Annotated in this window: 23 protein-coding genes; 8 read left to right on the top strand and 15 right to left on the bottom strand. The window is 61.3% G+C overall.

Translation table 11 applies throughout. The features are described 5' to 3' along the window. Window positions 1-262 precede the first annotated feature (262 nt). Together pbpG and KXD86_RS09620 are read left to right on the top strand one after the other, a co-directional pair. On the top strand, window positions 263-1,207 hold the full coding sequence (gene pbpG, locus KXD86_RS09625) for a D-alanyl-D-alanine endopeptidase (RefSeq protein ID WP_218635805.1): 945 nt from the start codon (window positions 263-265) through the stop codon (window positions 1,205-1,207). Between the two features lie 23 nt (window positions 1,208-1,230). Continuing rightward, window positions 1,231-1,710: an asparaginase domain-containing protein gene (locus KXD86_RS09620; RefSeq protein ID WP_218635804.1), complete on the top strand. Its 480-nt coding sequence runs from the start codon at window positions 1,231-1,233 to the stop codon at window positions 1,708-1,710. Between the two features lie 7 nt (window positions 1,711-1,717). Here KXD86_RS09620 and KXD86_RS09615 read toward each other — a convergent pair whose 3' ends face one another. The 3 genes from KXD86_RS09615 to KXD86_RS09605 are packed head-to-tail and all read right to left on the bottom strand — an operon-like array spanning window position 1,718 to window position 4,704. Then, a complete protein-coding gene (locus KXD86_RS09615) occupies window positions 1,718-2,413 on the bottom strand; it encodes a pseudouridine synthase (RefSeq protein WP_218635803.1) in 696 nt (231 codons plus the stop codon). A 2-nt stretch (window positions 2,414-2,415) separates the two neighbouring features. Next, window positions 2,416-3,444: a metal-dependent hydrolase gene (locus KXD86_RS09610; protein ID WP_218635802.1), complete on the bottom strand. Its 1,029-nt coding sequence runs from the start codon at window positions 3,442-3,444 to the stop codon at window positions 2,416-2,418. A 6-nt stretch (window positions 3,445-3,450) separates the two neighbouring features. After that, a complete protein-coding gene (locus tag KXD86_RS09605) occupies window positions 3,451-4,704 on the bottom strand; it encodes a lytic murein transglycosylase (protein WP_312846273.1) in 1,254 nt (417 codons plus the stop codon). A 241-nt stretch (window positions 4,705-4,945) separates the two neighbouring features. Between KXD86_RS09605 and KXD86_RS09600 the strand changes: the two genes are divergently transcribed. After that, window positions 4,946-5,821 carry a response regulator gene (locus tag KXD86_RS09600; RefSeq protein WP_218635801.1) on the top strand — a complete coding sequence of 292 codons (876 nt, stop codon included), beginning with the start codon at window positions 4,946-4,948 and terminating at the stop codon, window positions 5,819-5,821. A 10-nt stretch (window positions 5,822-5,831) separates the two neighbouring features. Here the strand turns inward: KXD86_RS09600 and phoR are convergent, their stop codons facing one another. The 5 genes from phoR to KXD86_RS09575 form a co-directional block, all read right to left on the bottom strand. Then, a complete protein-coding gene (gene phoR / locus KXD86_RS09595) occupies window positions 5,832-7,148 on the bottom strand; it encodes a phosphate regulon sensor histidine kinase PhoR (protein ID WP_218635800.1) in 1,317 nt (438 codons plus the stop codon). A 52-nt stretch (window positions 7,149-7,200) separates the two neighbouring features. Beyond that, window positions 7,201-7,893, bottom strand: a complete 693-nt coding sequence (gene phoB / locus KXD86_RS09590) for a phosphate regulon transcriptional regulator PhoB (protein WP_218635799.1) — start codon at window positions 7,891-7,893, stop codon at window positions 7,201-7,203. A gap of 75 nt (window positions 7,894-7,968) precedes the next feature. Next, window positions 7,969-8,856 carry a 4-hydroxybenzoate octaprenyltransferase gene (gene ubiA, locus KXD86_RS09585; RefSeq protein WP_218635798.1) on the bottom strand — a complete coding sequence of 296 codons (888 nt, stop codon included), beginning with the start codon at window positions 8,854-8,856 and terminating at the stop codon, window positions 7,969-7,971. 79 nt (window positions 8,857-8,935) lie between these two features. Then, window positions 8,936-9,517 (bottom strand): chorismate--pyruvate lyase family protein, encoded by a 582-nt coding sequence (locus KXD86_RS09580; protein ID WP_218635797.1) that lies wholly within the window; start codon window positions 9,515-9,517, stop codon window positions 8,936-8,938. Then, window positions 9,498-10,055 (bottom strand): hypoxanthine-guanine phosphoribosyltransferase, encoded by a 558-nt coding sequence (locus KXD86_RS09575; protein WP_218635796.1) that lies wholly within the window; start codon window positions 10,053-10,055, stop codon window positions 9,498-9,500. Before KXD86_RS09575 ends, KXD86_RS09580 begins: the two co-directional genes overlap by 20 nt. A 284-nt stretch (window positions 10,056-10,339) precedes the next feature. On the opposite strand from KXD86_RS09575, the gene KXD86_RS09570 reads away from it, so the two are divergent. The 3 genes from KXD86_RS09570 to KXD86_RS09560 all read left to right on the top strand — a co-directional run bounded on the left by KXD86_RS09570 (window position 10,340) and on the right by KXD86_RS09560 (window position 12,669). After that, complete coding sequence (locus KXD86_RS09570) at window positions 10,340-10,507, top strand: rubredoxin (RefSeq protein WP_008173532.1); 168 nt, start codon at window positions 10,340-10,342, stop codon at window positions 10,505-10,507. Window positions 10,508-10,522: 15 nt separating this feature from the next. After that, the gene (locus KXD86_RS09565; protein WP_218635795.1) at window positions 10,523-11,677 is read left to right on the top strand and encodes an NAD(P)/FAD-dependent oxidoreductase; all 1,155 of its coding nucleotides are present in this window, start codon (window positions 10,523-10,525) and stop codon (window positions 11,675-11,677) included. Between the two features lie 137 nt (window positions 11,678-11,814). Further along, window positions 11,815-12,669, top strand: a complete 855-nt coding sequence (locus KXD86_RS09560; protein ID WP_218635794.1) for an acyl-CoA thioesterase — start codon at window positions 11,815-11,817, stop codon at window positions 12,667-12,669. A gap of 6 nt (window positions 12,670-12,675) precedes the next feature. Here KXD86_RS09560 and KXD86_RS09555 read toward each other — a convergent pair whose 3' ends face one another. The 3 genes from KXD86_RS09555 to KXD86_RS09545 all read right to left on the bottom strand — a co-directional run bounded on the left by KXD86_RS09555 (window position 12,676) and on the right by KXD86_RS09545 (window position 16,963). Continuing rightward, on the bottom strand, window positions 12,676-15,240 hold the full coding sequence (locus KXD86_RS09555) for an EAL domain-containing protein (RefSeq protein ID WP_218635793.1): 2,565 nt from the start codon (window positions 15,238-15,240) through the stop codon (window positions 12,676-12,678). Window positions 15,241-15,330: 90 nt separating this feature from the next. Next, window positions 15,331-15,777, bottom strand: coding sequence for a flavodoxin (locus KXD86_RS09550; RefSeq protein ID WP_218635792.1), 447 nt, complete (start codon window positions 15,775-15,777; stop codon window positions 15,331-15,333). Window positions 15,778-15,865: 88 nt separating this feature from the next. Further along, window positions 15,866-16,963 (bottom strand): GGDEF domain-containing protein, encoded by a 1,098-nt coding sequence (locus KXD86_RS09545; protein ID WP_218635791.1) that lies wholly within the window; start codon window positions 16,961-16,963, stop codon window positions 15,866-15,868. Between the two features lie 207 nt (window positions 16,964-17,170). Between KXD86_RS09545 and KXD86_RS09540 the strand changes: the two genes are divergently transcribed. Together KXD86_RS09540 and KXD86_RS09535 are read left to right on the top strand one after the other, a co-directional pair. Continuing rightward, window positions 17,171-18,730, top strand: a complete 1,560-nt coding sequence (locus KXD86_RS09540) for an inorganic phosphate transporter (RefSeq protein ID WP_218635790.1) — start codon at window positions 17,171-17,173, stop codon at window positions 18,728-18,730. A gap of 101 nt (window positions 18,731-18,831) precedes the next feature. Beyond that, window positions 18,832-19,098, top strand: a complete 267-nt coding sequence (locus KXD86_RS09535) for a hypothetical protein (protein ID WP_218635789.1) — start codon at window positions 18,832-18,834, stop codon at window positions 19,096-19,098. A gap of 148 nt (window positions 19,099-19,246) precedes the next feature. Here the strand turns inward: KXD86_RS09535 and panP are convergent, their stop codons facing one another. The 4 genes from panP to KXD86_RS09515 all read right to left on the bottom strand — a co-directional run bounded on the left by panP (window position 19,247) and on the right by KXD86_RS09515 (window position 23,818). Then, the gene (panP, locus tag KXD86_RS09530; RefSeq protein ID WP_218635788.1) at window positions 19,247-20,923 is read right to left on the bottom strand and encodes a pyridoxal-dependent aspartate 1-decarboxylase PanP; all 1,677 of its coding nucleotides are present in this window, start codon (window positions 20,921-20,923) and stop codon (window positions 19,247-19,249) included. Between the two features lie 192 nt (window positions 20,924-21,115). Beyond that, on the bottom strand, window positions 21,116-21,454 hold the full coding sequence (locus KXD86_RS09525) for a DUF503 domain-containing protein (protein ID WP_218635787.1): 339 nt from the start codon (window positions 21,452-21,454) through the stop codon (window positions 21,116-21,118). A 28-nt stretch (window positions 21,455-21,482) separates the two neighbouring features. Continuing rightward, window positions 21,483-23,183: an isovaleryl-CoA dehydrogenase gene (locus KXD86_RS09520; protein ID WP_218635786.1), complete on the bottom strand. Its 1,701-nt coding sequence runs from the start codon at window positions 23,181-23,183 to the stop codon at window positions 21,483-21,485. A gap of 2 nt (window positions 23,184-23,185) precedes the next feature. Further along, entirely contained in the window at window positions 23,186-23,818 is a 633-nt protein-coding gene (locus tag KXD86_RS09515) for a TetR/AcrR family transcriptional regulator (RefSeq protein ID WP_218635785.1), read from the bottom strand. Between the last annotated feature and the right edge of the window lie 92 nt (window positions 23,819-23,910).

The following is a 23,910-nucleotide window of genomic DNA, read 5'->3' as shown; positions in this document are numbered from 1 at the left end:
AGTCCCTGCCGCCACGACGTTCGATTCGTCGGGTTGTTACAGTCGGGTTACACTCGGAAAATTACTGTAACACTATGAATTTCCAGAAATTTTAATACATTTTAAGGATTTTTGCATTTTCTGTTTAAAACGGGTGACTTAAAATTGTGACCTGATCGAGATCCCCGTTGGCTGTTATAGTGGTCCGACCGTTTGCTGCGGCCGGGTGGAGACGACCCCGGGGCGCTTGAACACACAGGTTTTTACGACAGGATTGGTTTGAATGAGAGTGCGTGGCGTTGTCCCATTGGCGGTTGTTTTACTGCTGTGTCTTCCTGGCTTACTGGCGGCGCACCAGACGTCTGAGGCCGCCAGCCCGAGGCCGGAAGCTTCGGGCCCTAACCTCGCCTCGGTCAATGCCGCCGTCGCTCTGGTGAACGAGGACGGGCTCGTTTTCGGCAAGCACGCCGATCGTCCCGTGCCCATCGCCTCACTCACCAAAGTGATGACGGCACTGGTGGTGCTGGATTCCGGCGAGCCGCTTGATGAATGGCTGACCTTCGCCGAGCGCCACACACCGGCGGCGGCCAACGCCTACACCAGAATCCGTGTTGACTCCGAGCTTCGCCGGGGCGAGGCCCTGCGCATCGCCCTGATGTCGTCCGAGAACTTTGCGGCCTACACCCTGGCCCGGAGTCATCCCGGTGGCTTCGACGCCTTTATTGAGGCAATGAACGCCAAGGCCCGGGAACTGGGCATGGACGGAACCCGTTTCGTTGATCCGACCGGTCTGTCCGCCGACAATGTCTCCACCGCCGCTGACCTTGTGCAGCTCGTGAAGGCCGCCGCAAAGCACCCGGAGATTCGCGAGTATTCGACCACCGGTTACCACCGTGCGCATTTCCGCAGCCCGCGTTACAGCCTGTCCTTCGGCAACACCAACGCCCTGGTGCACCGGAAAAGCTGGGGCGTGGAACTGAGCAAAACCGGCTACCTGAGCGAGGCCGGTCGCTGTCTGGTGATGCTCTCCGAGATGAATGGCAAGCAGGTGGTGACCGTGCTGCTGGATTCTCTGGGTACCCGCTCCCCCATGGGGGACGCCGGTCGCATCAAGCGCTGGCTGGACACCGGGGCCCGGGGCCGGGTGGCCAAGGCCGCACGGCGATACGAACAGCAAAAAAACGCGGCGTACGCGACCGCCCAGACCAACACCGTCAGTACCAACTGACTCCGAAGGGAAAGCGCTCTGTCATGATCCAGATTTTCACTACGGGTGGCACTATCGACAAGGTGTATTTCGACGCCAACAGCGAGTTCGAAGTGGGGCCGTCCCTGCTCCCGGACCTGCTGTCGGAATCCAACATCAAGGACGGTTACCAGTTGCGCGAGTTGATGCGCAAGGACAGCCTGGAGATGACCGATGCCGACCGCCAGACCGTGTTGCAGGCGGCGACCGAGAGTGACTGTGATCGGATCCTGGTGACTCACGGCACGGACACCATGGCGGACACCGCGGCGGTCCTGGCTACCCTGAAGGAAAAGACCATTGTCCTGACCGGCGCCATGCAGCCCGCCCGGATGCGGCGCACCGACGCCGTGTTCAACATCGGTTTCGCCTGGGCAGCCGTGCAGTTGTTGCCGGCGGGCGTTTACATCGCCATGAATGGTGAGGTGTTTGAGGCGGGGTCGGTTCGAAAGAATCTCAAGGCCCAGCGCTTCGAGCGTCTGTGATCCCGGCCTAGCCCACGCTGTCGATTTCCTTGGGCGTCAGCACCCTGTATTGCCCCGGTTCCAGGGCAGGGTCAAGGGTAATGGCGCCAATACTGACCCGGTGCAGCGCGCTCACGTGATTGCCAACCGCCGCGAGCATGCGCTTGACCTGGTGGTACCGTCCCTCGGAAATGGTCAACTCAATCAGTCGTTGTTCCAGAACCCTTACCCGTGCCGGACGCGTGGGTTGAGGGTCGTTGCGCAGGGACACGCCCTGTTGCAGTTGCTGAACCGCAGATTCGGAAAGTTCATCGCTCAGGGTGACCCTGTAGGTCTTCGGGCAGTCCACCCGCGGGGATGTGATGCGGTGGGACCATTGACCGTCGGTGGTCAGCAGTAATAGTCCGGTGGTATCGGCATCCAGCCGGCCCGCGATGTGAAGATTGACAGAGAGTGCCTCCGGCAGCAGATCCAGCGCAATCGGGTGCTCGCTGTCCCGGGTGGCGCTGACGACGCCGGCGGGTTTGTTCAGCATCAGGTAGCGCTCTCCGGGAAGGGTGCAGGTCTGTCCATCCAGGGTCACAACCGCATCCACTGGCAGTTTGATGTTGGCGCCTGTGCAGGGGACGCCATCGACCTGAACGCGCCCGGCACTGATAGCGCGTTTGGCGTCCTTACGTGAGAGCGGTGTACTGGCGGCAATGAACTGATCCAGTCGCGCCATGGCTAACAGGTCTGTCCGGGCGTTGGCGCTGCCAGCTCGGCGAGGCACAGTACCGGGGTTTCGCCGGTGAGCCGTTCCCAAAGGAGCCCGAGTGCTTTCGGATCAAGCTGCGGCCGCGGAGTGCGGACGCTGCGCACTGGCTGGATACCATCGGTAGCCTGGCGCGCGAGCACGAAGGTGAAGGGGTGGGCGCCGGGTATGCCGAGCCGGATATCCGTCGCCGTGATCTGGTCTCCGGCCCGGCTGTAGTCAAGCAGGCCCCGGGTAAACCACTCGAGACGCTGTGCCTCCGGGAATCCCGACACCGCCCGGGCCAGCGCCGGATCCCGTGGGAAATACTCCAGGTTCAGGGGCGCGTCACCATCGAAAAAGCCTGTGACAATTTCCACATGCTGGCGCTCGGTGAGTGCCGTGGCCCGCCAGAGCACCGTGTTGAAGGGCATGGGCTGGACCAGTAGGGTCGGATTCTGCAGTCCGGCGCGTGCCAGAGCAGGTCGCACCCGTTCGGTGATGACCTGCTGCGCCGCCAGTGTCCACCCCAGATACAGGCTGGATACTGCCAGCCCGGCGATAAGCGATGCCCGGGCCGGTGGGCGAACCAGGAAGACGATACAGCCCAGCAGCAGGGGCAGGGTGTAGAGCGGGTCGATGATAAAGATACTGCTGATGGCCACCGGTGATCCGAATGGCCAGAACAGCTGGGTGCCATAGGTGGTAAAGCTGTCCAGTAACGGATGGGTGATCAGGACCAGCCCGGTGAGTGCCTGCCAGCGGACGAAGCCCAACTGAGGCCGCCAGCGCCAGAACAACCATGCCAGAAGGACGGCAAGTGGTGCCAGCACGAAGATCGAATGGCTGAACCCACGGTGCTGGGTAAAGTTGCTAACGGCAGAGCCGTAGTCAATCACCACGTCCAGATCCGGCAGGGTGCCAAGCACGGCGCCCACGACCAGGGCGCTTCGGCCCAGGGCTTTGCCTGCAACGGCACCGGCAATTGACGCGCCCAGTGCCACTTGGGTAATGGAATCCATGTCGGGCTATCGCTCTACGCTGACCCCCAGTTTCTCCAACACCGTTTCACCGGGATAGCCATCGGCAACCAGTCCAGCGGACGCCTGGAACTGTCGGATGGCAGAACGGGTTCCCGGGCCCATAATGCCGTCGGGTGTGCCGCTGTCATAACCCCGTTGGTTCAGGGTTTCCTGCAATTCCAGAATGGCCGCCCGTGACAGGGACGGGACGTCTTCAGGCGGTGGATTCTGCAGGCCGCCCGCGCCGGCAACCCGGTCGGCCAGATGGCCAACCGCGATGGCGTAGAACTCCGAGCGGTTCCAGCCCATGATCACCTTGAAGTTGTGGTACGCCAGGAAAGCCGGCCCCTGGTGGCCTGCCGGCACCACCAGCGAGGCGTCGATGGAGGCGTTGGCCAGGGCGTTGCCGAAGGCGTCGGTAATGCCCAGTTCGCGCCACTTGGTCAGCGGAAGCTTGCGGCCATCCGCCAGGGAATAATCAAAGTTGTCGGGCAGGATGACTTCCCGGCCCCAGCGATAGTCCGGGTCCCAGCCCATGGATTCCAGGAACTTGCCCGCGGACATCATGGCGTCCGGCAAGCTGTTCCACAGATCCCGGCGGCCGTCGCCATCGGCGTCCACGGCGTGTTTGAGGAACACCGTGGGCATGAACTGCACGTGCCCCATGGCGCCGGCCCAGGACCCTTCCATCTGCTCGGCGGCAATCGCGCCTTCATCGATGATGCGCAAGGCGGCGATCAGTTGCTGGGTGAAGAAACTGCTGCGGCGGGGATCGCAGGCCAGCGTGGTGAGTGCGCTGGGTACCGACATCTTGCCAAAGTAGCTGCCGAAGTTGGTTTCCAGACCCCAGAATGCCACGAGGTAGGGCGCGGGTACGCCGGTCTCGGCGGTTACCCGCTCCAGCAGGTCGCTATGCTCCTTCAGCAGTTCCCGGCCCTTGGTGATGCGATCCTCGTTCACGCGACGATTCAGGTAGTCGGCAAAGGTGGTGGTGAACTCGGGCTGGCGCCGGTCCAGTTCGATAACACGGTCCAGGTGTTCGACCCGGGCCATGACCGTGCTGGCGGTTTCGGTGCTGACACCGGCGGCCGTGGCCCGCTCCTGCAGACGAGCCTTGCATTCGGCAAAGCCATCGGCCGGTGCGGCGGATGAGTCGTCCTGGCCCAGAGCGGGCATGGCCAGGCCGGCCAGGAGACCGGTGATGGAAAGACTGTAAACGGCACTCCGACGGGGCAGAATCCTTGCAATGGCGTTCAGCACACAAAACCTCGGCACGGTATCGATGGTGTGGAAATCGGGGCCTCCATGGTAGCGCGTTTTGAAGCGACAGAAATACCGGATGGGGCCCTTCCGAGTGACAATTGTTTAACCTCGAGGTTCCAATCTGTCGCGTTACTTGTCTGGTTTGTCGTCTTTTTGTAGCGGTGGGGTTTCCGGTGCAGACCGATGTTCTATAGTTGGGCGATAACACTTGGGCGGCGGTTAACGGAAGGTAGCATTCATGGCAACGCTGAAAGCGCTGGTGGTGGACGATGCCAGCTTTGTCAGGGACCTGGTCAAACGGACGGTGCGCCAGCGCTTTCCCGTGTTCGAAACCACCGATGCCCAGGATGGTCGCAGAGCCCAGTCGCTGATGTCCCGAACCACCTTTGACCTGGTGCTCTGTGACTGGGAAATGCCGGAGATGTCGGGCCTGGAACTGCTCCAGTGGATGCGTCAGCAACCCCAGTACAAAACGGTGCCGTTCATCATGATTACCAGCCGGGGCGACAAGGACCATGTGATTGAGGCGGTCAAAGAGGGCGTGTCGGAGTATCTGGGCAAGCCGTTCAGCCCCGATGGCTTGTGCAAAAAGGTCATCAAGGTGATGGGGAGCCGGCTTGCGCAGGCCATGGACCGGAGCGGCAAATCCATGGGCGGGCCCGCAGACGCGTTCAAGGAATCCGCAGCGTTGCTGACCCAAAGACGTGAGCCCGCCCCGGAAACGCCGGTTGAGGCGCCATCCTCGCCGTTAGTGAGAGGGGGCGATGCGGGTACCGGTGCCGCCCCGGCCCGGCCCGCGCTCAGTGTGGCGTCCGTTCGGTTTGCGGACAGCACCCTGAAGTCGGTCATCAAGGACATCAATCTGACGGAAGTGCGGGTGCTGGCCAAGCGTGACCAGGCGTTCCCCGGCATTCTCGACCAGGCGGTGATTGATATCGAGATTGGCGAGGGGCAGATGGCTCGTCTGAACGGCTACGTCCACCAGTTGCAGGCGGTGGACAAACGCCAGGACACGGATTTTGTCAGCGTCACCATCCGCTTCGTGGACGAGGATCCGAAGAAGATGGAGGACCTGTCGCGCTTCATCGCCCGGTTCCGCGCCGGCAACCGCTGAGCGGCGGCCGTCACTCGGTGCTTTCCGGTACCCGTTCGACCAGCCGTTCCCGGGGGAAGTGGCAGATGAATTCGCTGCCTTCGCCAATGTGACTGCGAATCTCCAGATTGCCGTCGTGATTGAGCAGCACGTGTTTGACGATGGCCAGGCCCAGGCCGGTTCCGCCGGTGTCCTTGTGGCGACTGGGGTCGGCCCGGTAGAAACGTTCCGTCAGTCGGGGGATATGAATCGGGTCGATGCCGATGCCGGTATCCCTCACGGCCAGGTGGGCGCCTTCCCGGTTGGTGGTCCAGGTAACGGTAATGCGGCCCTGTGCCGGGGTGTATTTCACCGCATTGAAGATCAGGTTGGAAAACGCGCTACGCAACTGGCTTTCATCGCCGCGCAGTAATCGATGGTCGGCAACCCGTATGTTGATTTCGTGCTGCTTCTCACCACTCAGAACCTGGGCATCCTGGCAAATCTGCGCGAGCAAGCCTTCCACGTCGGTGAGGCTGTCGTTCACGGTCTGCTCCCCGGTCTCGATCTTCGACAGCAGGATCAGATCGGTGATCAGGGCTTCCATGCGGGATGACTGCTCCGACATGGTATTAATTGCCCGTCGCCATTTCGGCGGAAGGTCGTCGGCGTTGTCCACCAGTGTTTCCAGGTAGCCGCTGATCACCGTCAGCGGTGTCCGCATCTCGTGGGAGACGTTGCCGACAAAATCACGGCGCATCTGCTCCAGTTGGAAGAGTCGTGTCACGTCCTTGGCGACGATCAGCCGGTCGTCGTCGCCGAACAGGCTGATCTGGATCTGCAGGCGGATGTGCGGCTTGGCCGGTGAGTGGATTTCCAGTGGTTCGCGGTAGTCCCGGGAATCGAAATAGCTTTTGAAGGCGGGGGCACGAATCAGGTTGTGTATGTATTGGCCCTGGTCGGTGTTTCGCCGGAAACCCAGGAGGTACTCGGCCGACCCGTTCCACCATTCCATCGCTCCCTGGTGGTCGGTCATGATGACCCCGTCGCGCATGGCGTTGGTGGATTCCTGGACCCGGTTGATCTGGGCCCTGAGGCGGTCCCGGACCCTGAGGTGGGTCTGGTGCAGTTTGTGGAGGTTGTCGAAAATGTCGCCCCACAGGCCAACGCTTTGGGGCGCATCTTCGGAGGCGCTCGGGTTGGCGAGCCATTGGTACAGGCGCCGGGCCTGGACCAGGGTCCACCAGAGGTAAACGATCAGCCCGATGGTGAGCCCGTAGACGGGTTCACCAAAATACAGGCCGACTATGGTCGAGCCGATGAGGCCGCCCATGATATAGCGGAGGTACCGCGACCAGTTGTGCTGCATCAAACGCTGCCTTGTGTCATGTGCCGAGTTGATGCCCTGCGGCCGGGGCTGGTCAGGCGGCCCTGGTCGAGAATCGGTAGCCCGTTCCCCGAACCGTCTGGATCAGGTGATCATACCTGTCACCCAGCGCCTTGCGCAGCCGGCGAATGTGGACATCAACGGTACGCTCTTCTACGTAAACGTTACCACCCCAGACCTGATCCAGGAGCTGGGAACGCGTATAGACCCGTTCCTGGTGCGTCATGAAGAACTGGAGCAACCGGTATTCCGTTGGTCCCATGTTCAGCGCACCATCGTTTGTGGTGACCCGGTGGCCGATGGGGTCCAGCGTGAGCCCATCCACTTCGATCGGGGTGTCGACCCCCGGCGGCGTGGCGCGGCGCAGGACCGCCTTGAGTCGGGCCACCAGTTCCCGCGGGCTGAAAGGCTTGGTGATGTAATCATCCGCACCGACTTCGAGTCCCTGGATCTTGTTGTCCTCTTCGACCTTGGCGGTCAGCATGATGATGGGGATGTCGGCGGTCGATTCCTCTTTTTTCAGGCGACGCGCCAGTTCGACACCGCTGGTTCCCGGCAGCATCCAGTCCAGCAGGACCAGATCCGGTTGTTTGTCGACAATCAGGGCATGGGCTTCCCGGGCATCCGCTGCCTCTAAGTAGTCGTAATCCGCCATTTCGAGAGCCACGGCAATCATTTCCCGGATGGGCGCCTCGTCATCGACGATCAGGACGGTTTTTCCAGACATAAGCTAAACCTGTGTCAGACCTTGATTTGTTGCTGACTCATTACAACGCTCAAGTATTACAAGTATATGACAGGTTCAGGCAATCATCAGATCGATGACCAGCCCTGCGAACACGGCAAAACCGGCCCAGTTATTGTTCAGGAAGGCCTTGAAGCAGCCCTCCCGGGACCGGTTCCTTGCCAGGTACTGCTGGTAGACGAACAGGCCGGCCATGCCCGCCAGACCCAGATAATAGAAAGCCCCCAGTTCAGCGCGCAGGCCCACCATGAGCAGTATGACAACCACCATGGTTTGAAGGATCCCAATGATGGCGCGATCGGCATCCCCGAACAGAATGGCAGTCGACTTGATGCCCACTTTGAGATCGTCGTCCCGGTCCACCATGGCGTAGAAAGTGTCGTACGCCACCGTCCACAGCACGTTGGCGGTAAACAGCAGCCACATGATCTGGCTGACTTCGTTGGCCTGGGCCGCCCAGGCCATGGGAATGGCCCAGGAAAACGCCGCGCCCAGGAACAATTGGGGCAAGTGGGTGTAGCGCTTCATGAAGGGGTAGATGAACGCCAGCACAGCGCCACCAAACGACAGGTAGAAGGTCAGGGTGTTGGTGAACAGCACCACCATCAGAAAGGACACCAGGCACAGGCCCGCAAAAAGTGCGACGGCCTCCCAGGCCTTGATCCGTCCCGCGGTCAGAGGTCGGTCCTGGGTGCGCTTGACGTGGCGATCCCAGTCTCGGTCGGCAAAGTCGTTGATGGCGCAGCCGGCGGCACGCATGAAAAACACGCCCAGGGTAAACACAATGATATTGCCGATGTCCGGGCTGCCCTCACCGGCCAGCCAGAGTGCCCAGTAGGTGGGCCAGAGCAGTAGCAGGCTTCCAATCGGGCGGTCGATACGCAGCAGTCTGGCGTAGTCGGCCAGCCGGTTCTGGACGTGATCGGGCATGGCATTAAGCAGCATAAAGCAGATCCGTTTGGTGGCGCGGTGAACGGGATGCAGGGATTATAGCCAGCCGGGGGGGAGGGGTTAAAGGCTGGCGTCAGCGATACAGGTCGGGCAAAAAGTATTCGCCCACCAGCAGGGCCTGGCCATTGCGGTGAAACAGTGACCGCCGCGCGACTTCCGGCTGTCCCTCCAGGGACCGGTTGCAGAGGCCGGTTTCCAGGGGGCCGCGTTGCCAGTCCGGGCTGCTGAACAGATAGGCGCCCAGGGGGCGGTTGCCCAGATGGCGCAGGCGGCGGCCACGACCTTCCAGGCAGCCAAGGGGAATGATCGTGCGGGCGAGTACCCAGGGCATGCCGTCCCCGCACAGCCGCACCTCGCGAATCCACGCTCGCTGCCGCGTCGGGATTTCCAGGTGGCGCGCCTCCTCCAGCGTGGGCACGGCAAAACCCTCGCGCTGAACCTCGACGTGGAAGGAATGCAGGCACCGCTGTTGCAGCGCCCGGGTGAACGAGCCCTCTACCTGCAGCCAGTAGCGGGCCGGGCCGTGCACGTCAGGGTTGCGGAGTCCGGCGGCGACGAGGGAGCTGTACCAGTCGGTCGGTGGAATGATCAAACAGCGCTCGTCGGGGCGTCCGGAAGGTTGGTGTGAGATGGCGTCAAAGTCCCTTGACGGCATAAATTCCGGGCGCGTTGCGCCAATAGCCCTTGTAATCCATTCCAAACCCGAACAGGAACCGATCTTCGACGTCCAGTCCGGTGAAGTCGGCCTTCAGGCCGGGTTGGGCCTTGCGATCGTGCTGTTTGTCGACCAGCACCGCCGTCAGGACTTCCTTGGCACCGTGAGCCCGGCAGTAGTCTGCGATGGCGCAGAGGGTCGTACCTTCATCGAGGATGTCGTCGACGATCAGGATGGTGCGGCCGTTCATGTCGACGTCCGGGCGCAGCTTCCACTCCAGGATGCCGCCGGTGGTTTCCTGGCGATAGCGGGTGGCGTGCAGGTACTCGGCCTGCACCGGGAATTTCAGTTGGGTCAGCAACTGGCCGGTCAGTATCAGGCCGCCGTTCATGACGCAGAAGAGCAGCGGATTGCTGTCCCGAAGGCGGTCGGTGATGTCGTCAGCCAGTTTGCGGATGGCGGCCTGTACCTGCTGTTCGTTCACCAGGCAGTCGGCTTCTTCCATTACCTGATTCAGTTCGGCGACGGTATCGGTCATAACGGTCGGTCCTGTCGTAAAACGGCCGATTATACCGGAGAGGATCGACGGAAGGGAGGGGCAGTGCCGGGCCCCGGGGTCTGTATTTATGGCTATTGGCAGAAAACCCGGTGACTGTCCGTCTGCGCTGGCATTGGTCAACGACGGGGGGATGGGTATGATGGCTGCCTGACGTGTCCAGTGGCCCGATCTGTCCGGTTCGGGTGCTGTTAACCAAGCGAAACAGTTGCGCGCATGATTGTAGGACAATTATTATTGCGCCCAACGGAACCAGGAGAGTAAGCATGAAAAAATGGCAGTGTGTGGTGTGCGGCCTGATTTACGATGAGGCCGAAGGCTGGCCGGAAGACGGCATTGAGCCGGGCACCAAGTGGGAAGACGTGCCGGAGGACTGGGTCTGTCCGGATTGCGGCGTCGGTAAGGAAGACTTTGAAATGATCGAGATTGGCTGACCCCGGAGCAAGGTTATGACTGAACAGGCCCCCATCGTAATTGTCGGTACCGGATTGTCGGGTTACTCGCTGGCCCGAGAAATGCGCAAGCTGGACAAGGAAACGCCCATCGTCATGGTAACGGCGGATGATGGTGTGAGTTACTCCAAGCCCATGCTGTCCACCGGTTTTACCAAGGACAAGGACGCTGATGGCCTGGCCCAGGCGGCGCCTGACGCAATGGCCGAGCAGCTTAATCTCCAACTGCGTACGTTCACCACCGTGACCGGGATCGACATCGACGCTCGGGAGCTGGTGCTTGGCGACGAACGACTCGCGTACAGCAAACTGGTGCTGGCCTGGGGCGCGGATGTGATTCGGCTCTCCATTGACGGGGACGGCCTGGAGCACGTGTATTCGATCAATGACCTGATGGATTACCGGGCCTTCCGGAAGGCCCTGTCAGGCGGGCGGCGCGTCGCCATCATGGGCGCCGGCTTGATTGGCTGTGAGTTCGCCAATGATCTGCGTAACGGCGACTACGACGTGGACGTCATTGCGCCATCCGATGTGGTGATGCCGGGGCTGTTGCCCGAGCCAGCGGCCAATGCGGTGCAGCAGGAGCTGGAGAACCTCGGGGTCCGGTTTCACCTGGAAACCGTGGTGGAACGCATTGACCGAGAGGGGCAGGGGGTAACGCTCACGCTGGCCAACGGTGAGACCGTGTCGGCGGACATGGTGATCTCCGCGGTTGGCCTGCGGCCCCGGACCGAGCTGGCACACGCGGCGGGGATCAAGACCGGTCGCGGGATTACCGTCAACCGGGCGCTGGAAACCTCGGCCCCGGATGTCTACGCGCTGGGCGACTGCGCCGAGGTAGACGGACACGTGTTGCTGTACGTGTTGCCATTGATGGCCTGCGCCCGGGCGCTGGCAAAAACCCTGGCCGGAGAGCGCACGGAAGTGAGTTACGGGACCATGCCGGTCATGATCAAGACGCCGTGTTGCCCGACGGCGGTCTGCCCACCGGCGCCGGATGCCGAGGGCGACTGGCACGTGGAACAGGACGGATCGGATGTGAAGGCCCTGTTCCGGAGCCCCGAGGGCGAGATTCTCGGCTTTGCGGTGACGGGCCGATTCGCGGTGGAGAAGCAGGCGTTGTCCAAGGAAACGCCGCCCATCCACAGCTAACCGCTTGCCTTTCCTGACGGCCCCCACCGTCGTTGGGGGCCCGGTTTCGTCCCCGGCATCCGTGCTTTTGATTGCGAAATGCGCCGGCTTGGGGTAGAAAACTTCTTCGTGTGCTAACGAATTTAACAGGAGCAGGCATGCTTGAAGTAACGAAAAAGCTGGTGGATTTACTGGACCTGTCCCCCATCGGCGATGATCACTTCCAGGGCGACAGCGAGGATCTGGGTTTCCCGAATGTCTTTGGCGGGCAAGTGCTCGGGCAGGCCCTGATGGCCGCCAGCCGCACCGTTGAGGATCGCCTGTGCCACTCCCTGCATGCCTATTTCCTGCGCCCCGGAAACCACAGCATGCCGATCGATTACGAGGTGCAGCGGGTCCGGGATGGTGGCAGCTTTTCCGTGCGGCGGGTGATTGCCCGTCAGGGGGGTAAGGAGATCCTGACCGGCTCCATGTCCTTCCAGGTCGCCGAGCAGGGCTTTGAACACCAGCTGGATATGCCGGATGCACCGGACCCGGACACCCTGAAGTCGGAGCACGAGTGGGGCAAGCTGATCGCACCGCACGTTCCCGAGAAGATGCGGGATTCGCTGACCCGGGACCGGCCAATCGAAATTCGCCCGGTGGACCCGGTCAACCCGTTCAAGCCGGAGAAACGCCCACCTCACAAGCAGAGCTGGTTCCGGGCCCAGGGACACCTGCCGGACGACCCTGTGCTGCATCGTTGCCTACTGACCTACGCCTCGGATTTCCAGTTCCTGGGGACGTCGCTCAACCCTCATGGGGTCACGTTCATGAGCAAGAACATGCAGGTGGCAAGTCTGGATCATGCCATCTGGTTCCACCGGGATTTCCGCATGGATGAATGGTTGCTGTATGACAAGGATAGCCCCAGTGCGTCGGCCGGACGCGGTTTCAACCGGGGCAATTTCTTCAACCAGAATGGCGTGCTGGTGGCCTCGACCACCCAGGAAGCACTGATCCGCCAACGCTGAGTAACGTCAGCCCAGTTTTTGCTGCTGGCTGTCCGAGCGGCTCAGCCAGTCCAGCATGTCATCGAATGGCAAGGGTGGGGTAAGCAGGAAGCCCTGGATCATGTCGCAGCCCATGCCCCGCAGTAGCCCCGCCGTGGTCTCATCCTCCACGCCCTCGGCCACCACTTTGTAGCCAAGGCTATGGCACATGTTGATGGTGGTCTGGACGATGACCCGGTCTTCGGCCCGGGTGACCAGGTCGGAGATCAGCGAGCGGTCTATCTTGATCTCACTGGCGGGCAACTGCTTGATGTAGGACAGCGACGAATAGCCGGAGCCGAAGTCGTCGATCGACACCGGGATGCCGGTGTCGCTAAGCTGTTTCAGGGCGGTCAGGGAGTTGGCCGGGTCCTGCATCATGGACGTCTCCGTCACCTCGAACGTGATGCTGTTTCGATGCTGTTGAAAGCTGCTCATCAAGCGCTGGACATGCAGCGGGAAGTCCGGCTCCCGGAGGTTGTTGGGAGAAATGTTCACCGACAGGTTCAGGGTCCAGCCGTGCTCCAGCAGAAGGCTGCGCATGGTGAGGGTCTGCTCCAGTACCCAGCGGGTCAGTGGCTTGATCAGGCCGGTCTGTTCCGCCAGCACCACCATCTCATCAGGACGGATCTGGCTCTGTTTCTCGGGCCAGCGGATCAGGGCTTCCAGGCCGACCACGGCACCGGTTGCCAGTGACACCTTGGGCTGCAGATACAGTGCCAGCCGGTTATCGATCAGGGCCTGGCGCAATTCGGAGACGATGGTCAGCCGGTCGGCGCTGAAGGAATCCCGGGACGGCTTGTAATAGGCCATGCCCCGTTCCAGGGCCCGGTCGGTGCCTTCGGCGATCACTGCGCGGCGAATCAGGGTGTTGGCGTCCGTTCCGTGGTCCGGGAAGATGGCCACGCCCAGGCGGGCATCCATGGGTACTTGCATGCCCAGATAATCCACCGGGTAGCGGATATCCTCCAGGGCTTTGACCACGGACCGGGCCGCCGCTTCGGCCACGTCGGCGTCCACCACAAAGGCGAACGTTTGCGGGTCCAGGGAGGCCAGGAAATAGCTGCGCTCGTCCGTCTGTTCGACGGCAATGGCCCCGGGCAGGTCCCGTACAACGGCGTTGTAGTGTTTCGAGGCCAGCTCCAGGATCTGGTCGCTGTTGCGGTGGCCGAGCGTCTTGGTGACCGATCCCAGGTTGTTCAAATGGATCACGGTGATGCCGAACCGATGGTCCGGGCTGCGCATCATCAGATCGTTCAGGGTCATCTCGAAACTGCTGCGATTGGGCAGTCCGGTCAGCGGGTTGTGGAGCGCGTGGTCCATCAGCTTGAGCTCGGCGGACCGTCGGGCCGTCATCGCCCGTAATTCGGCTTCCCGGGCCTCCACCTTGTCCTGGCGTTCCTGGAACATTCTGAGGGCCATGGCCATGGCCAGTAACACGGCCTGCAATGCCGAGCCGATCTGCATGGCGTAGACCGTCAGGAAATTGTTGGGCAGGAAGCCGTACTTGTTGGCCGCGGTAATGGCGCTGCCAAGAGTCAGCGCGCCCCAGGCCACGGTGTAGTACGCGGCCTGCCGGTTACCCCGAAGCCACTGCTGCGGGCCCAGCAGGGTCAGCAGCAGACTGCTGGGAATGGATAACGCAACCACCAGTCGGATTGACGTGCTGTAATCCATCACGAAGGTGGACAGTGCCGCGACCGAGTTGATGGCAATGGCAACGATCACCGTGCGCTCCAGCGCCGGGCTTGTTCGGTCGAGATTGAGGAACGCCCGTGAGAACCAGAGCGTAAAGATCAACGCCATCGGAATGCTCAGCAGCATCGCCCGGTTCTGGATCTCCGGGCTGGTGGGCCACAGCGCCTGGAAGGTAATGCCGTTCAGGGTGCCGATGAGCAGGAGGTAGCCCAGGGTCGACAGCACGTACAGCAGATAGACCCGTTCCCGGAGAGCCAGGAAGACGAACAAATTCAGGAAAATGGCGGTGATCAGGATGCCGTAGTAGACCGCGTGAACCTGGTCTTCGATGAACGAGCTCTCGAAGAACGACTTGTCGTTCCAGAGCGCCAGCGGCACCTGCATGGCGCCACTGGTTTTCACCTCAAGCAGAATGTCGTAGTGCCCCTCAGCGGATCGCTCGAACGGAAACAGGAAGTGGCGATGGAGGATGGGGCGCTGATGGAACGGGAAGGCATCGCCGGTGGTCACGCTGCGAACGATTCTGCCGTTTTCGACCAGGAAAAAGCGGACCTGGTCCAGGTGGGCGTAGCTGATTTCCAGAAGGTTCAGCGAGGTCCGATCCGGGACCGGAAACTTGAGCCAGAGGGTGTCTTCGATGTAGCCGAAGTTCGGGCTCTGCCCCTGCAGGGATCGCCAGTCTCCGAATTCGAGCAGTTGTTCGGGCGTTGCGTCGGCGCCGTCGGCGACCGTCAGAAAACTGGCCTGGGGTACATAGTGACCTTCCGCCCCAAGGGACGGCTGGGCGAGCGCAAACAGAAGGAGCAGCGCCGCAAGTAGTCTTGGCCAGTCAATGAATGTCACGAAGTGTCGCATTTGGTCTCGTTATAATCGCGAGTATGGCCTTTCACCGGCAACGGCTCAAGCGTCAGACGTTTCCAGTGTGCTCTTTTCGCCAACCAGGCCTCATATCTGCGTCAGCCATTGCCGGACCCACGGCAGCGCTTCCTCTTCAGGCTCCATGGTTTCCAGGGCATCAATGCGCAGGGTATCGCCGACTTTGCGGGCGGCGGTCTCGCTCAGGGCCTCTTCCATCAGATCGCCGGCCCCGCAGAACGTATCCCCGTAGGAGCTGTCGCCAAGGACAATGATTCCGAAGGGGCGACCCGGTTGCTGGGGCAGCCGGTCGCGCAGATCGACGTAGAAAGGCAGCAGGTTTGCCGGCACTTCGCCCTGGCCGGTGGTCGAGGTGCACACCAGCAGGGCGTCGTCGTTGCCGGTGATGTCCTCCAGCACGGGATTCTCCAGGACCGTCACGTGGTGGCCCTCGCTCTCCAGGCTTTTCTTGATGGCCCGGGCGGTCAGCAAGGCGCCGCCGTAGACGCTGCCCACCAGAATTCGCATGTTGGTCATTTTCCTTCCTGTCAGCTCGGTGTCACCCCGGAACTTACGGGGCCAGACTGGCGTCCGATCATAAAGGCAGCGGGACCGCTGCTCAAGGTCAGGCCATGCCGCTGGCGGTCGCATCCCGGCTACGAACTCTTGGCGCAATGCGATTCCGGCCGGCTTCCTTGGCGTTGTAGAGATGAACGTCGACCTGCTTGAGCAGTTCGTCGATCGAGCCGGCCTTGGCGATGGAGCAGACGCCGGCGCTGATGGAAACCGGCAGGTCGGTGCCGCGGAACTGGAACCGGGTGCGGGCCACTTCCGCGCGCAGGCGCTCCGCCAGGGTCAGTGCCTGGAGCAGCGAGGTGTCCGGCAACAACAGCAGAAACTCCTCGCCACCCCAGCGCGCCGCCACATCGGTCTGGCGGATGATGGCCTTCATCAGCGTGGAAAACTCCCTCAGCACTTCGTCCCCGGCATCGTGACCAAAACGGTCATTGATGACCTTGAACAGATCCAGGTCGATCAATGCCACCGAGAAATGATGGCCGGACCGTTGATAGCGTGAGAACTCTGCGCCCAGCCGGTTCTGCATGTCCCGGCGATTGGACAGACCAGTGAGTTCATCGGTCTTGGCGGCATGCTCGTGGGTTTCGGCCAGCGCCACCAGCTCGTTACGGGCCTTCAGGCGGCTGGCCTCGAGCACAAAGCAGAGAATGGACTCGAAGGTCAGGGTGGCAAAAAACCGGATTTTGAAGTCGGTGCTGTATTCGGTCGAAACCAGGGGCAATCCGGGGAACTGGAAAACAACGACCGCAATCAGGTAGCAGAATAACAAAACCGCGGTGCCGGTCTTGAGGTTGGTCAGGTAGAACAGCAGCGGCGGAAACACATAGAACCAGAGGGGACCGGTATTGCTCTCGCCCCCCGACGCGATCAGGTAGGTAAACAGCAGGCCGACCACCAGCAGCAGGCCGCCCTTCTGGACGGTACGGTCACCGGTGTGGGCAAACCAGGCCATGTTGGCGGCGACCACCAGCACGAACGACCAGAGAACCCAGGCGTGAGTATCGTGGTCGGCATACCATGCCTTGGCGCCGATGCCGATCAGAAACGCAATCGCCATGACCGACAGCCAGGTGATCAACCGTGATACCTGGGCGTCCTCGCGCTCGCCGACGGCCCGTTGGCCGGATGTAGTTTGGTCGGTCATCTGAGCCTTTACTGGAATTGTTATAGTTTTAATGCTTTTTAATGGAATTATGGGGCAGTTTGCCGAAAGAATGCATCCTTTCGCTACTCATTGTGTGATCTGGACGTGCTATATCCGGTTTATTTCAATTTGATGTCAAAAAATTTATAGTTGCGGCGCGTAACTGTCACAGTTTTCCCATTCAGACCAAACGAGACCCAATCTGTTATGGCCCGTTCAACCGGATTTCTGGATACCCTTCTCACCAGCCCTTCCACGGAACGATACAGGGTCGGATTCAGCCTGCTGTTTCTTCTCGGCATATGGCTGACCGTTGGTTCTTTCAGCCAGGGAATGCCGAACAGCATGCTGTTGATGGCGGCGGCCGTTATTGGTGGCTACATGGCGATCAACATCGGCGCTAATGACGTTGCCAACAACGTGGGTCCCGCAGTGGGCTCAGGCGCGCTCTCGCTTGGGGGAGCGATCATTATTGCCGCTATTTTTGAGGCAAGCGGCGCACTGATTGCCGGTGGCGACGTGGTGTCGACCATCAAGGGCGGCATCATTGATCCCACGTCCCTGGAGAATGGTCAGGCCTTTGTCTGGCTGATGACCGCTGCGCTTCTCGCCGGGGCGCTGTGGCTCAACCTGGCGACCTGGATGGGCGCGCCGGTTTCCACGACCCATTCCATTGTCGGTGGTGTGCTCGGTGCCGGCGTCGCCGCCGGTGGTTGGGGCATCGCAGACTGGGCGGTGATGGGCAAGATCGCCGCTAGTTGGGTCATCTCCCCGGTTCTCGGGGGGGCGCTGGCCGCGCTGTTCCTGTACGCGATCAAGAAAACGGTGCTGTATCGCAAGGATGTCGTTCCTGCGGCGCGCACCTTTGTACCCCTGCTGGTGGCCGTGATGGCCTGGGCCTTCGGGACCTATCTGATGATCAAGGGCGTCAAGAAGGTCGTGAAGGTCGACTTCATGGAGGCGTCCCTGATTGGTCTTGTTGCGGCGGCCGTGGTGTACGTTGCCGTCCGTGCCCTGGTGAACCGCCGGGCCGCAACCATGGAGAACAGCTCGAGCGGGGTAAACACCCTGTTTACCTGGCCGCTGATTTTTGCGGCGGCACTGCTGAGCTTTGCCCACGGCGCCAATGACGTTGCCAACGCCATTGGCCCGCTGGCGGCGATTAACGATGCCCTGTCCTCAGGCGGTGTGGTGACGTCCGCCAGCATCCCGCTGTGGGTGATGATGGTCGGCGCGCTGGGTATTGCTGTCGGTCTGATGCTTTTTGGTCCGCGCCTGATCAAGACCGTGGGCAGTGAAATTACCGAACTGGACAAGACCCGTGCCTTCTGTGTTGCCCTGTCGGCAGCACTGACGGTGATTCTGGCCTCGCAGCTTGGTCTGCCGGTCAGCTCCACTCACATCGCTCTGGGCGGGGTCTTCGGCGTCGGGTTCCTGCGGGAGTACCTGAAATCCAACTACGCCACCCAGCTCCACAAGATCATGGAGCACCATGATCCGGAAGAGCAGCAGCGGCTGAAACCTTTCCTGAACGATTTCCGCAATGCCTCTGTCGAGGAGATGGAGAACCTGCTGAAGCAGGCCAAGAAGAAAAAGCAGGTGCCACTGTCGAAGTCCGAACGTAAGCGGCTGAAGAAGCTTTACCGGGAAGAAATGGTCAAGCGTTCGCACCTGCTGAAGATTGCTGCCGCCTGGATTATCACGGTGCCGGCGTCAGCCATCATGGCCGCGCTCCTGTTCTTTACTCTGCGTGGACTGCTGATCTGATCACACAGGCTGGTTGCAGTCCGCCAGTTTGGTCATACTGTTTGAACGTAACGGGGCGGCTGTCGCCCCTGGCATTCATTTGTCCGTGGAGTGAAGGAAGTATGAGTACATCGAATGAGAGCCGTCAGGCCAAGATGATTGATGAACTGCGCGTGTTCATCAAGAAGGTGCTGAGTGAGCCGACCATTGCCGTTAAGTCCATGGAAATTGCCCGCAAGCATCGCAATGAGCCCAATGCCAACGAGATCATTGCCCGGGAAATCAGTGCCAATACCACGATCCGGATTCCGGAGAACTGGAGCGAGGCGGACCACATGTTCCTGGAAATCATCCACGAGGTGCTGGATGACGAAGAGGCGCTTTACTGAGGCTGCTCCCGAACTCTGAGCGAGGAAGGCGAAGGGCTATCTAAAACCGTGCGGAGCCAAGGATGGCGGAGCCGAGCGTACATGGACGTATTACAGCGTGTTTTGCATAGCCCTTCGCCTTCCTTGCGGTTTCGCCGGCAGGCACACCTCAGGCCTGCCTTGCCCCCGGCTGGTGCTGCTTCAGGACCGCATCCGCCATCTGATGCAAGATGTTCATCTCGTCCTGAATCCCCTCATCGCCCGACAATTCCCGCTGTTCAGCGAGAATGTCCGTCAGAATCTCCCGCGTGGTCAGCGGGTTCGCCAGTACCACCCGGAACACGATGCAGGGGAAGTGGTAGTAGCGTGACGGTTCCAGACGGGTCCGTGAAACAAAGGCCTTGCCCCGTTCCCGCTGGGTCTTCTGGATAAACTTGGTGATCCGGTTCAGGCAGGTGTTGAGTTTTTCGGCCTGCAGCGGATCCGCGATCGCCAGGGCGTCCTGGACATTCTCCGGGCAATAGCGGTAGGTGAGGATGTTCAGCTCCGGCCGGGTGACCAGTTCAAAGTCCGGTTCGTCCTCTATCATCCCGGCAAACGTCTTGGCCTTGTCGATGCCCTGATCGATCAGAATCTCGTAGCCTTCCCGCGCCAGGATCTTCAGTCCGGAGTGAATCAGCATCGACATACCCGGTCGAGAGCCCTCCAGCGTTGTGCTGCCGAGGTCCCGGGAACCTTTCCGGATGATGTACTGGGCGTGGTGTTCGACCGCGCTTGCCAGGCTCGGATCCTTGAAGACCACCAGGCCCACGCCCATCGGCACGTAAAGCTGTTTGTGGGCATCAAAGGTGACCGAGTCGGCCTTGTCGATGCCGCGAAGCAGGTGCTTGTGGGTTCGTGAGAACAGGGTGGGGCCGCCCCAGGCTGCGTCCACATGGAAGTGGGCACCGAATTCCCTGGCGATGTCTGCCATCCCGTCGAGCGGATCCACGTTACCCGTTTCGGTGGTGCCGGCAACCCCGCAGATGGCCATGACCTTGATCTTCTGGCGCTGCAGTTCCAGGCATTTGTCGCGCAGGGCGTCGGTCTGGATGCGGTTTTCGTCGTCGGTATCCACCGGCACCAGGGATTCCCGGCCCAGGCCCAATACGTCCGCGGCCTTGCGAAGGGAATAGTGGCCGCGTCGGGAGACCACGATGGCGGCCCCCTCGTAACCGTAATACTTCAGGGCCCGGAACAGGCCTTCCTGGTGCAGCCCGCGGAAGTTGCCTTCCGCGGGGAAGGCGCGGTTGCGGGCGACCCAGAGTGCGGTCAGATTGGCGATGGTGCCGCCGGAGCACATGGCGCCCAGTGCATAGCGGGGGTTGTGCATCCACTTGCGATAGAACGCGCCGTCTTCCTCATACACCAGACGGTGGATCATGCCCAGGACCTGCCGCTCCATGGGTGTGAAGGCCTTGGAGGTCTCAGTCTTCACCAGGTTCTGGTTCAGCGCGATCATGATCTTGGACAGCGGCAGCATGAAATAGGGCAGCGCCGAGGTCATATGGCCGATGAAGGCCGGGGACGCGGTATGAACGGAATTGGCCACCAGTTTGTCGAGCAGGAACTGGGCCTGTTCGGACACGAACACGGGTTTTTCGGGAATGGCGTAATCGGAGAAATCTTTCTCCACGTCCGACAGGTCCCGTTCAACCGCAACGATGTGCTCCTGCAGGAACCCTGCAAGATTTCTGGAGATGTTCTGGTCGATCCGGCTCAACGTGGATTCCGGCGCCTCAGGCACCGTGAACACGCGATACATGGCCTCAACGGAGGCCTGGGCGGATTTTTTCTTTCCGGTCATAGGTACCACACGTAATCAGTGGTCATCCGTAGGGCCGGTTCCGGATGCCCGACGGATACTGCCGGAGTATTGGTCCGGCGTTGGTAACTGGCCGCCTTCAGCTGACGGGCACACTGGCATCCCTGAGGGTGCGTAGTATACGGCGTGTGACGAGGTTACGCCACAAGGCCCCAACCCAGTGCCCGCAGCGGGTCAGAGAATTTCCCGGTGTACATCCAGTATGGCAGCATCCACCCGTTCCTCGATGGCTTTCTCAACCTGATCGAGGCGCTGGGTGATCTGTTGGGAGGAGGTGCCGAGCGCCGCAATGGTCCAGGTGGCGCAGTCGAGAGCGTCCAGATCGGAGGTTTCGGCAACCGCCAGATCCGGTTCTCTGCCCCAGACGGCACGCAGGGCGGTAAACACCTTGCGCTTGGCTTTGAGGTCCTCGCAGCCGTACAGCTGGAAGTGCAGGGTGAGCACGCCTACATGAGGCGTGATCACCGGTTGCGAGCCAGGTTGGCTCAGCAGTTTTCGCAGGGCTTCAGACATAGTGATCCGTGCTCAGAGGAGGATCGGACTAGCCTACTACAGGTGTTGCACGTTTGATAATGGCGGTGGCGTCCGTCCCTGATGGCAGGTTGCCGTAGTTGAGCCCGCCGCCGGCTTCCAGGCGGGTGGCGCAGAAGGCGTCGGCAACCGCCGGGTCCGAATGCTGCAGCAGCAGGGCGCCTTGCAGCGCCAGGGCCATGCGATCCACCAGGTTGCGGGCGCGATACTGGACGTCGCTGATGTCGGCAAAGTCGGTCTGCAACTGGGCCAGGAACCGGTCAAACCGGGCGTCGGCACCCCGGGCCAGGGCCGTTTCGTGGAAGAAGGCGTCCAGGGTCTCGGGTTCTTTCTGCAGGGCGCGCAGGGTGTCCAGGCACTGGACGTTACCACTGCCTTCCCAGATCGCGTTGACCGGAGACTCCCGGAACAGTCGGGGCATGATGCAGTCCTCCATGACGCCGCTGCCACCAATGCACTCCATGGCTTCGTAGGCGTGATTCGGTGCCCGCTTGCAGATCCAGTACTTGCCCACCGGGGTCGCCAGGCGGGTCAGCAGCCGTTCGTGCTCCTGGTCCTGGTTGTCCAGGGCCCGGCCTACGCGCATGGTGTAGGCCAGTGCCCCCTCGCTTTCGAGCGCCAGGTCGGCCAGAACGTTCTGCATCAGGGGCTGATCGATCAGGCGATGGCCAAAGGCGCTGCGATGACGGCAGTGGTGGGTGGCCTGGGCCACCGCCTGGCGCATGCCGGCGGCACTGCCGATCATGCAGTCGAAGCGGGTCATGGCCACCATCTCGATGATGGTCGGGACGCCCCGGCCTTCCTCGCCGACCATCCAGCCCAGGGCGCCCCGCAGTTCGGCCTCGCTGGAGGCGTTGGCCACGTTGCCCATCTTGTTCTTGAGGCGTTGAATCTGCCACGGGTTCTTGCTTCCGTCTGGCCGCCAGCGGGGCATGAGGAAGCAGGACAGCCCGCCCCGGGACTGGGCCAGGACCAGGAAGGCATCACACATGGGCGCCGAGACAAACCACTTGTGACCGACCAGTTCGTAGGCCTGGCCCGGGCCTTCGAGGCCCACCGGATAGGCCTTGGTGCTGTTGGCGCGAACGTCACTGCCGCCCTGTTTCTCGGTCATCGCCATGCCAATGGTCACGGACGCTTTCTGGCCGTCGGGAAGGTTGCGCGGGTCATAGCTGTTGGCGAGGATCTTCTGCTCCCAGTCCCGGGCGAGGTTCGGCTGTTTCCGGATTGAGGGTATGGCGGCGAAGGTCATGGTGATGGGGCAGCAATGGGCCGCCTCCACCTGCGAATGCATGTAGTACTTGGCCGCCCGTGCCACATGGGCACCGGCACCCGGGTGCGTCCAGGGGCTGCTGTGCAGGCCATTCTCCATCGCGATGCCCATCAGTTGGTGATAGGCCGGGTGGAAATCCACTTCGTCGATGCGATGCCCAAACCGGTCGTGGGTATTGAAAACCGGCTTGTTGCTATTGGCACGGAACCCCAGGTCGATGGTCTCCGCCGCGCCCGCCAGGGCGCCAAAGCGCTTCAGCTCGCCTGCTGCCCAGCCGGCGCCTTCCCGGGTCGCCGCTTCCTGAAGCGCGATGTCCTGCTCGAAAAGGTTGTAGTCCTCAAGTGCAGGCGGTTGGTTGATCACCTCATGGGTACTTGCCAGGTAGCGGTCTTCGGTAATCTCGGGGCGGCTCTCGGGGTGGGGCTGCCGTGCGTTCATGGCTATCTCCTGGTGCCAGTCAACCCCTGCATGCAAAAGCGAATGATGGTGTCGACCAGCAGGTCATTGTTGTCGGTTTTCACTGCGGAATCCGTGCCGACCTGGGTTGGCGACAGGGGGCCGACAAGGCTTTCCGCGATGGCGCCTACAAGGCAGGTGCTGCTCTGGCAGGCGTCCTGATCCGGAATGCACCCAGCGTCGATGCCGTCGCGGATGGCCGTTTCAAAAAGGCTTGCGTAAGCCTTCCGGTACTTCAGTCGTTCTTCTTCAACCTTGGGGTCCACGGGCTCGGCAATCAGCGACCAGGCCATGGTCGGGCCGCGAAGCGCCCGTTCGGCGAACTGCCTCAATGCCCTTTCCAGTCGAGCGGCGGCATCGCCGGTGGTTGCCAATGCTTCGGCAACCTTGTCCACCTCGCGCTGGGTTGCCCGTCGGAACACCTCGGCAAACAGGTCTTCCCTCGATTCAAAGTGCCGGTAAATCGTGCCGGTAGCCACGTTCGCAAGCCCGGCTATCCGGGTAATCCGCGCACTCCGGAAACCGCCTTTGGCGACGCATTCATAAGTGCAGTCGATGATGCGTTGCCGCGCCTCTGCTTTGCGCTGGCGCATTTTCTCCGTTTCACGATAAGCCATATTGGCTCCCTACAAGTAGTGGATCATTGTTCATTCTTTTAGTCAATCTGGCGGAACCCCGAGATAGCCCCATTTTGTCATATAAAATCAGT

The organism is Marinobacter arenosus, from assembly GCF_019264345.1.
Lineage (GTDB): Bacteria > Pseudomonadota > Gammaproteobacteria > Pseudomonadales > Oleiphilaceae > Marinobacter > Marinobacter arenosus.
The sequence above is the reverse complement of the archived record's forward strand: the minus strand, read 5'-3'. Positions and strand labels throughout refer to the sequence as shown.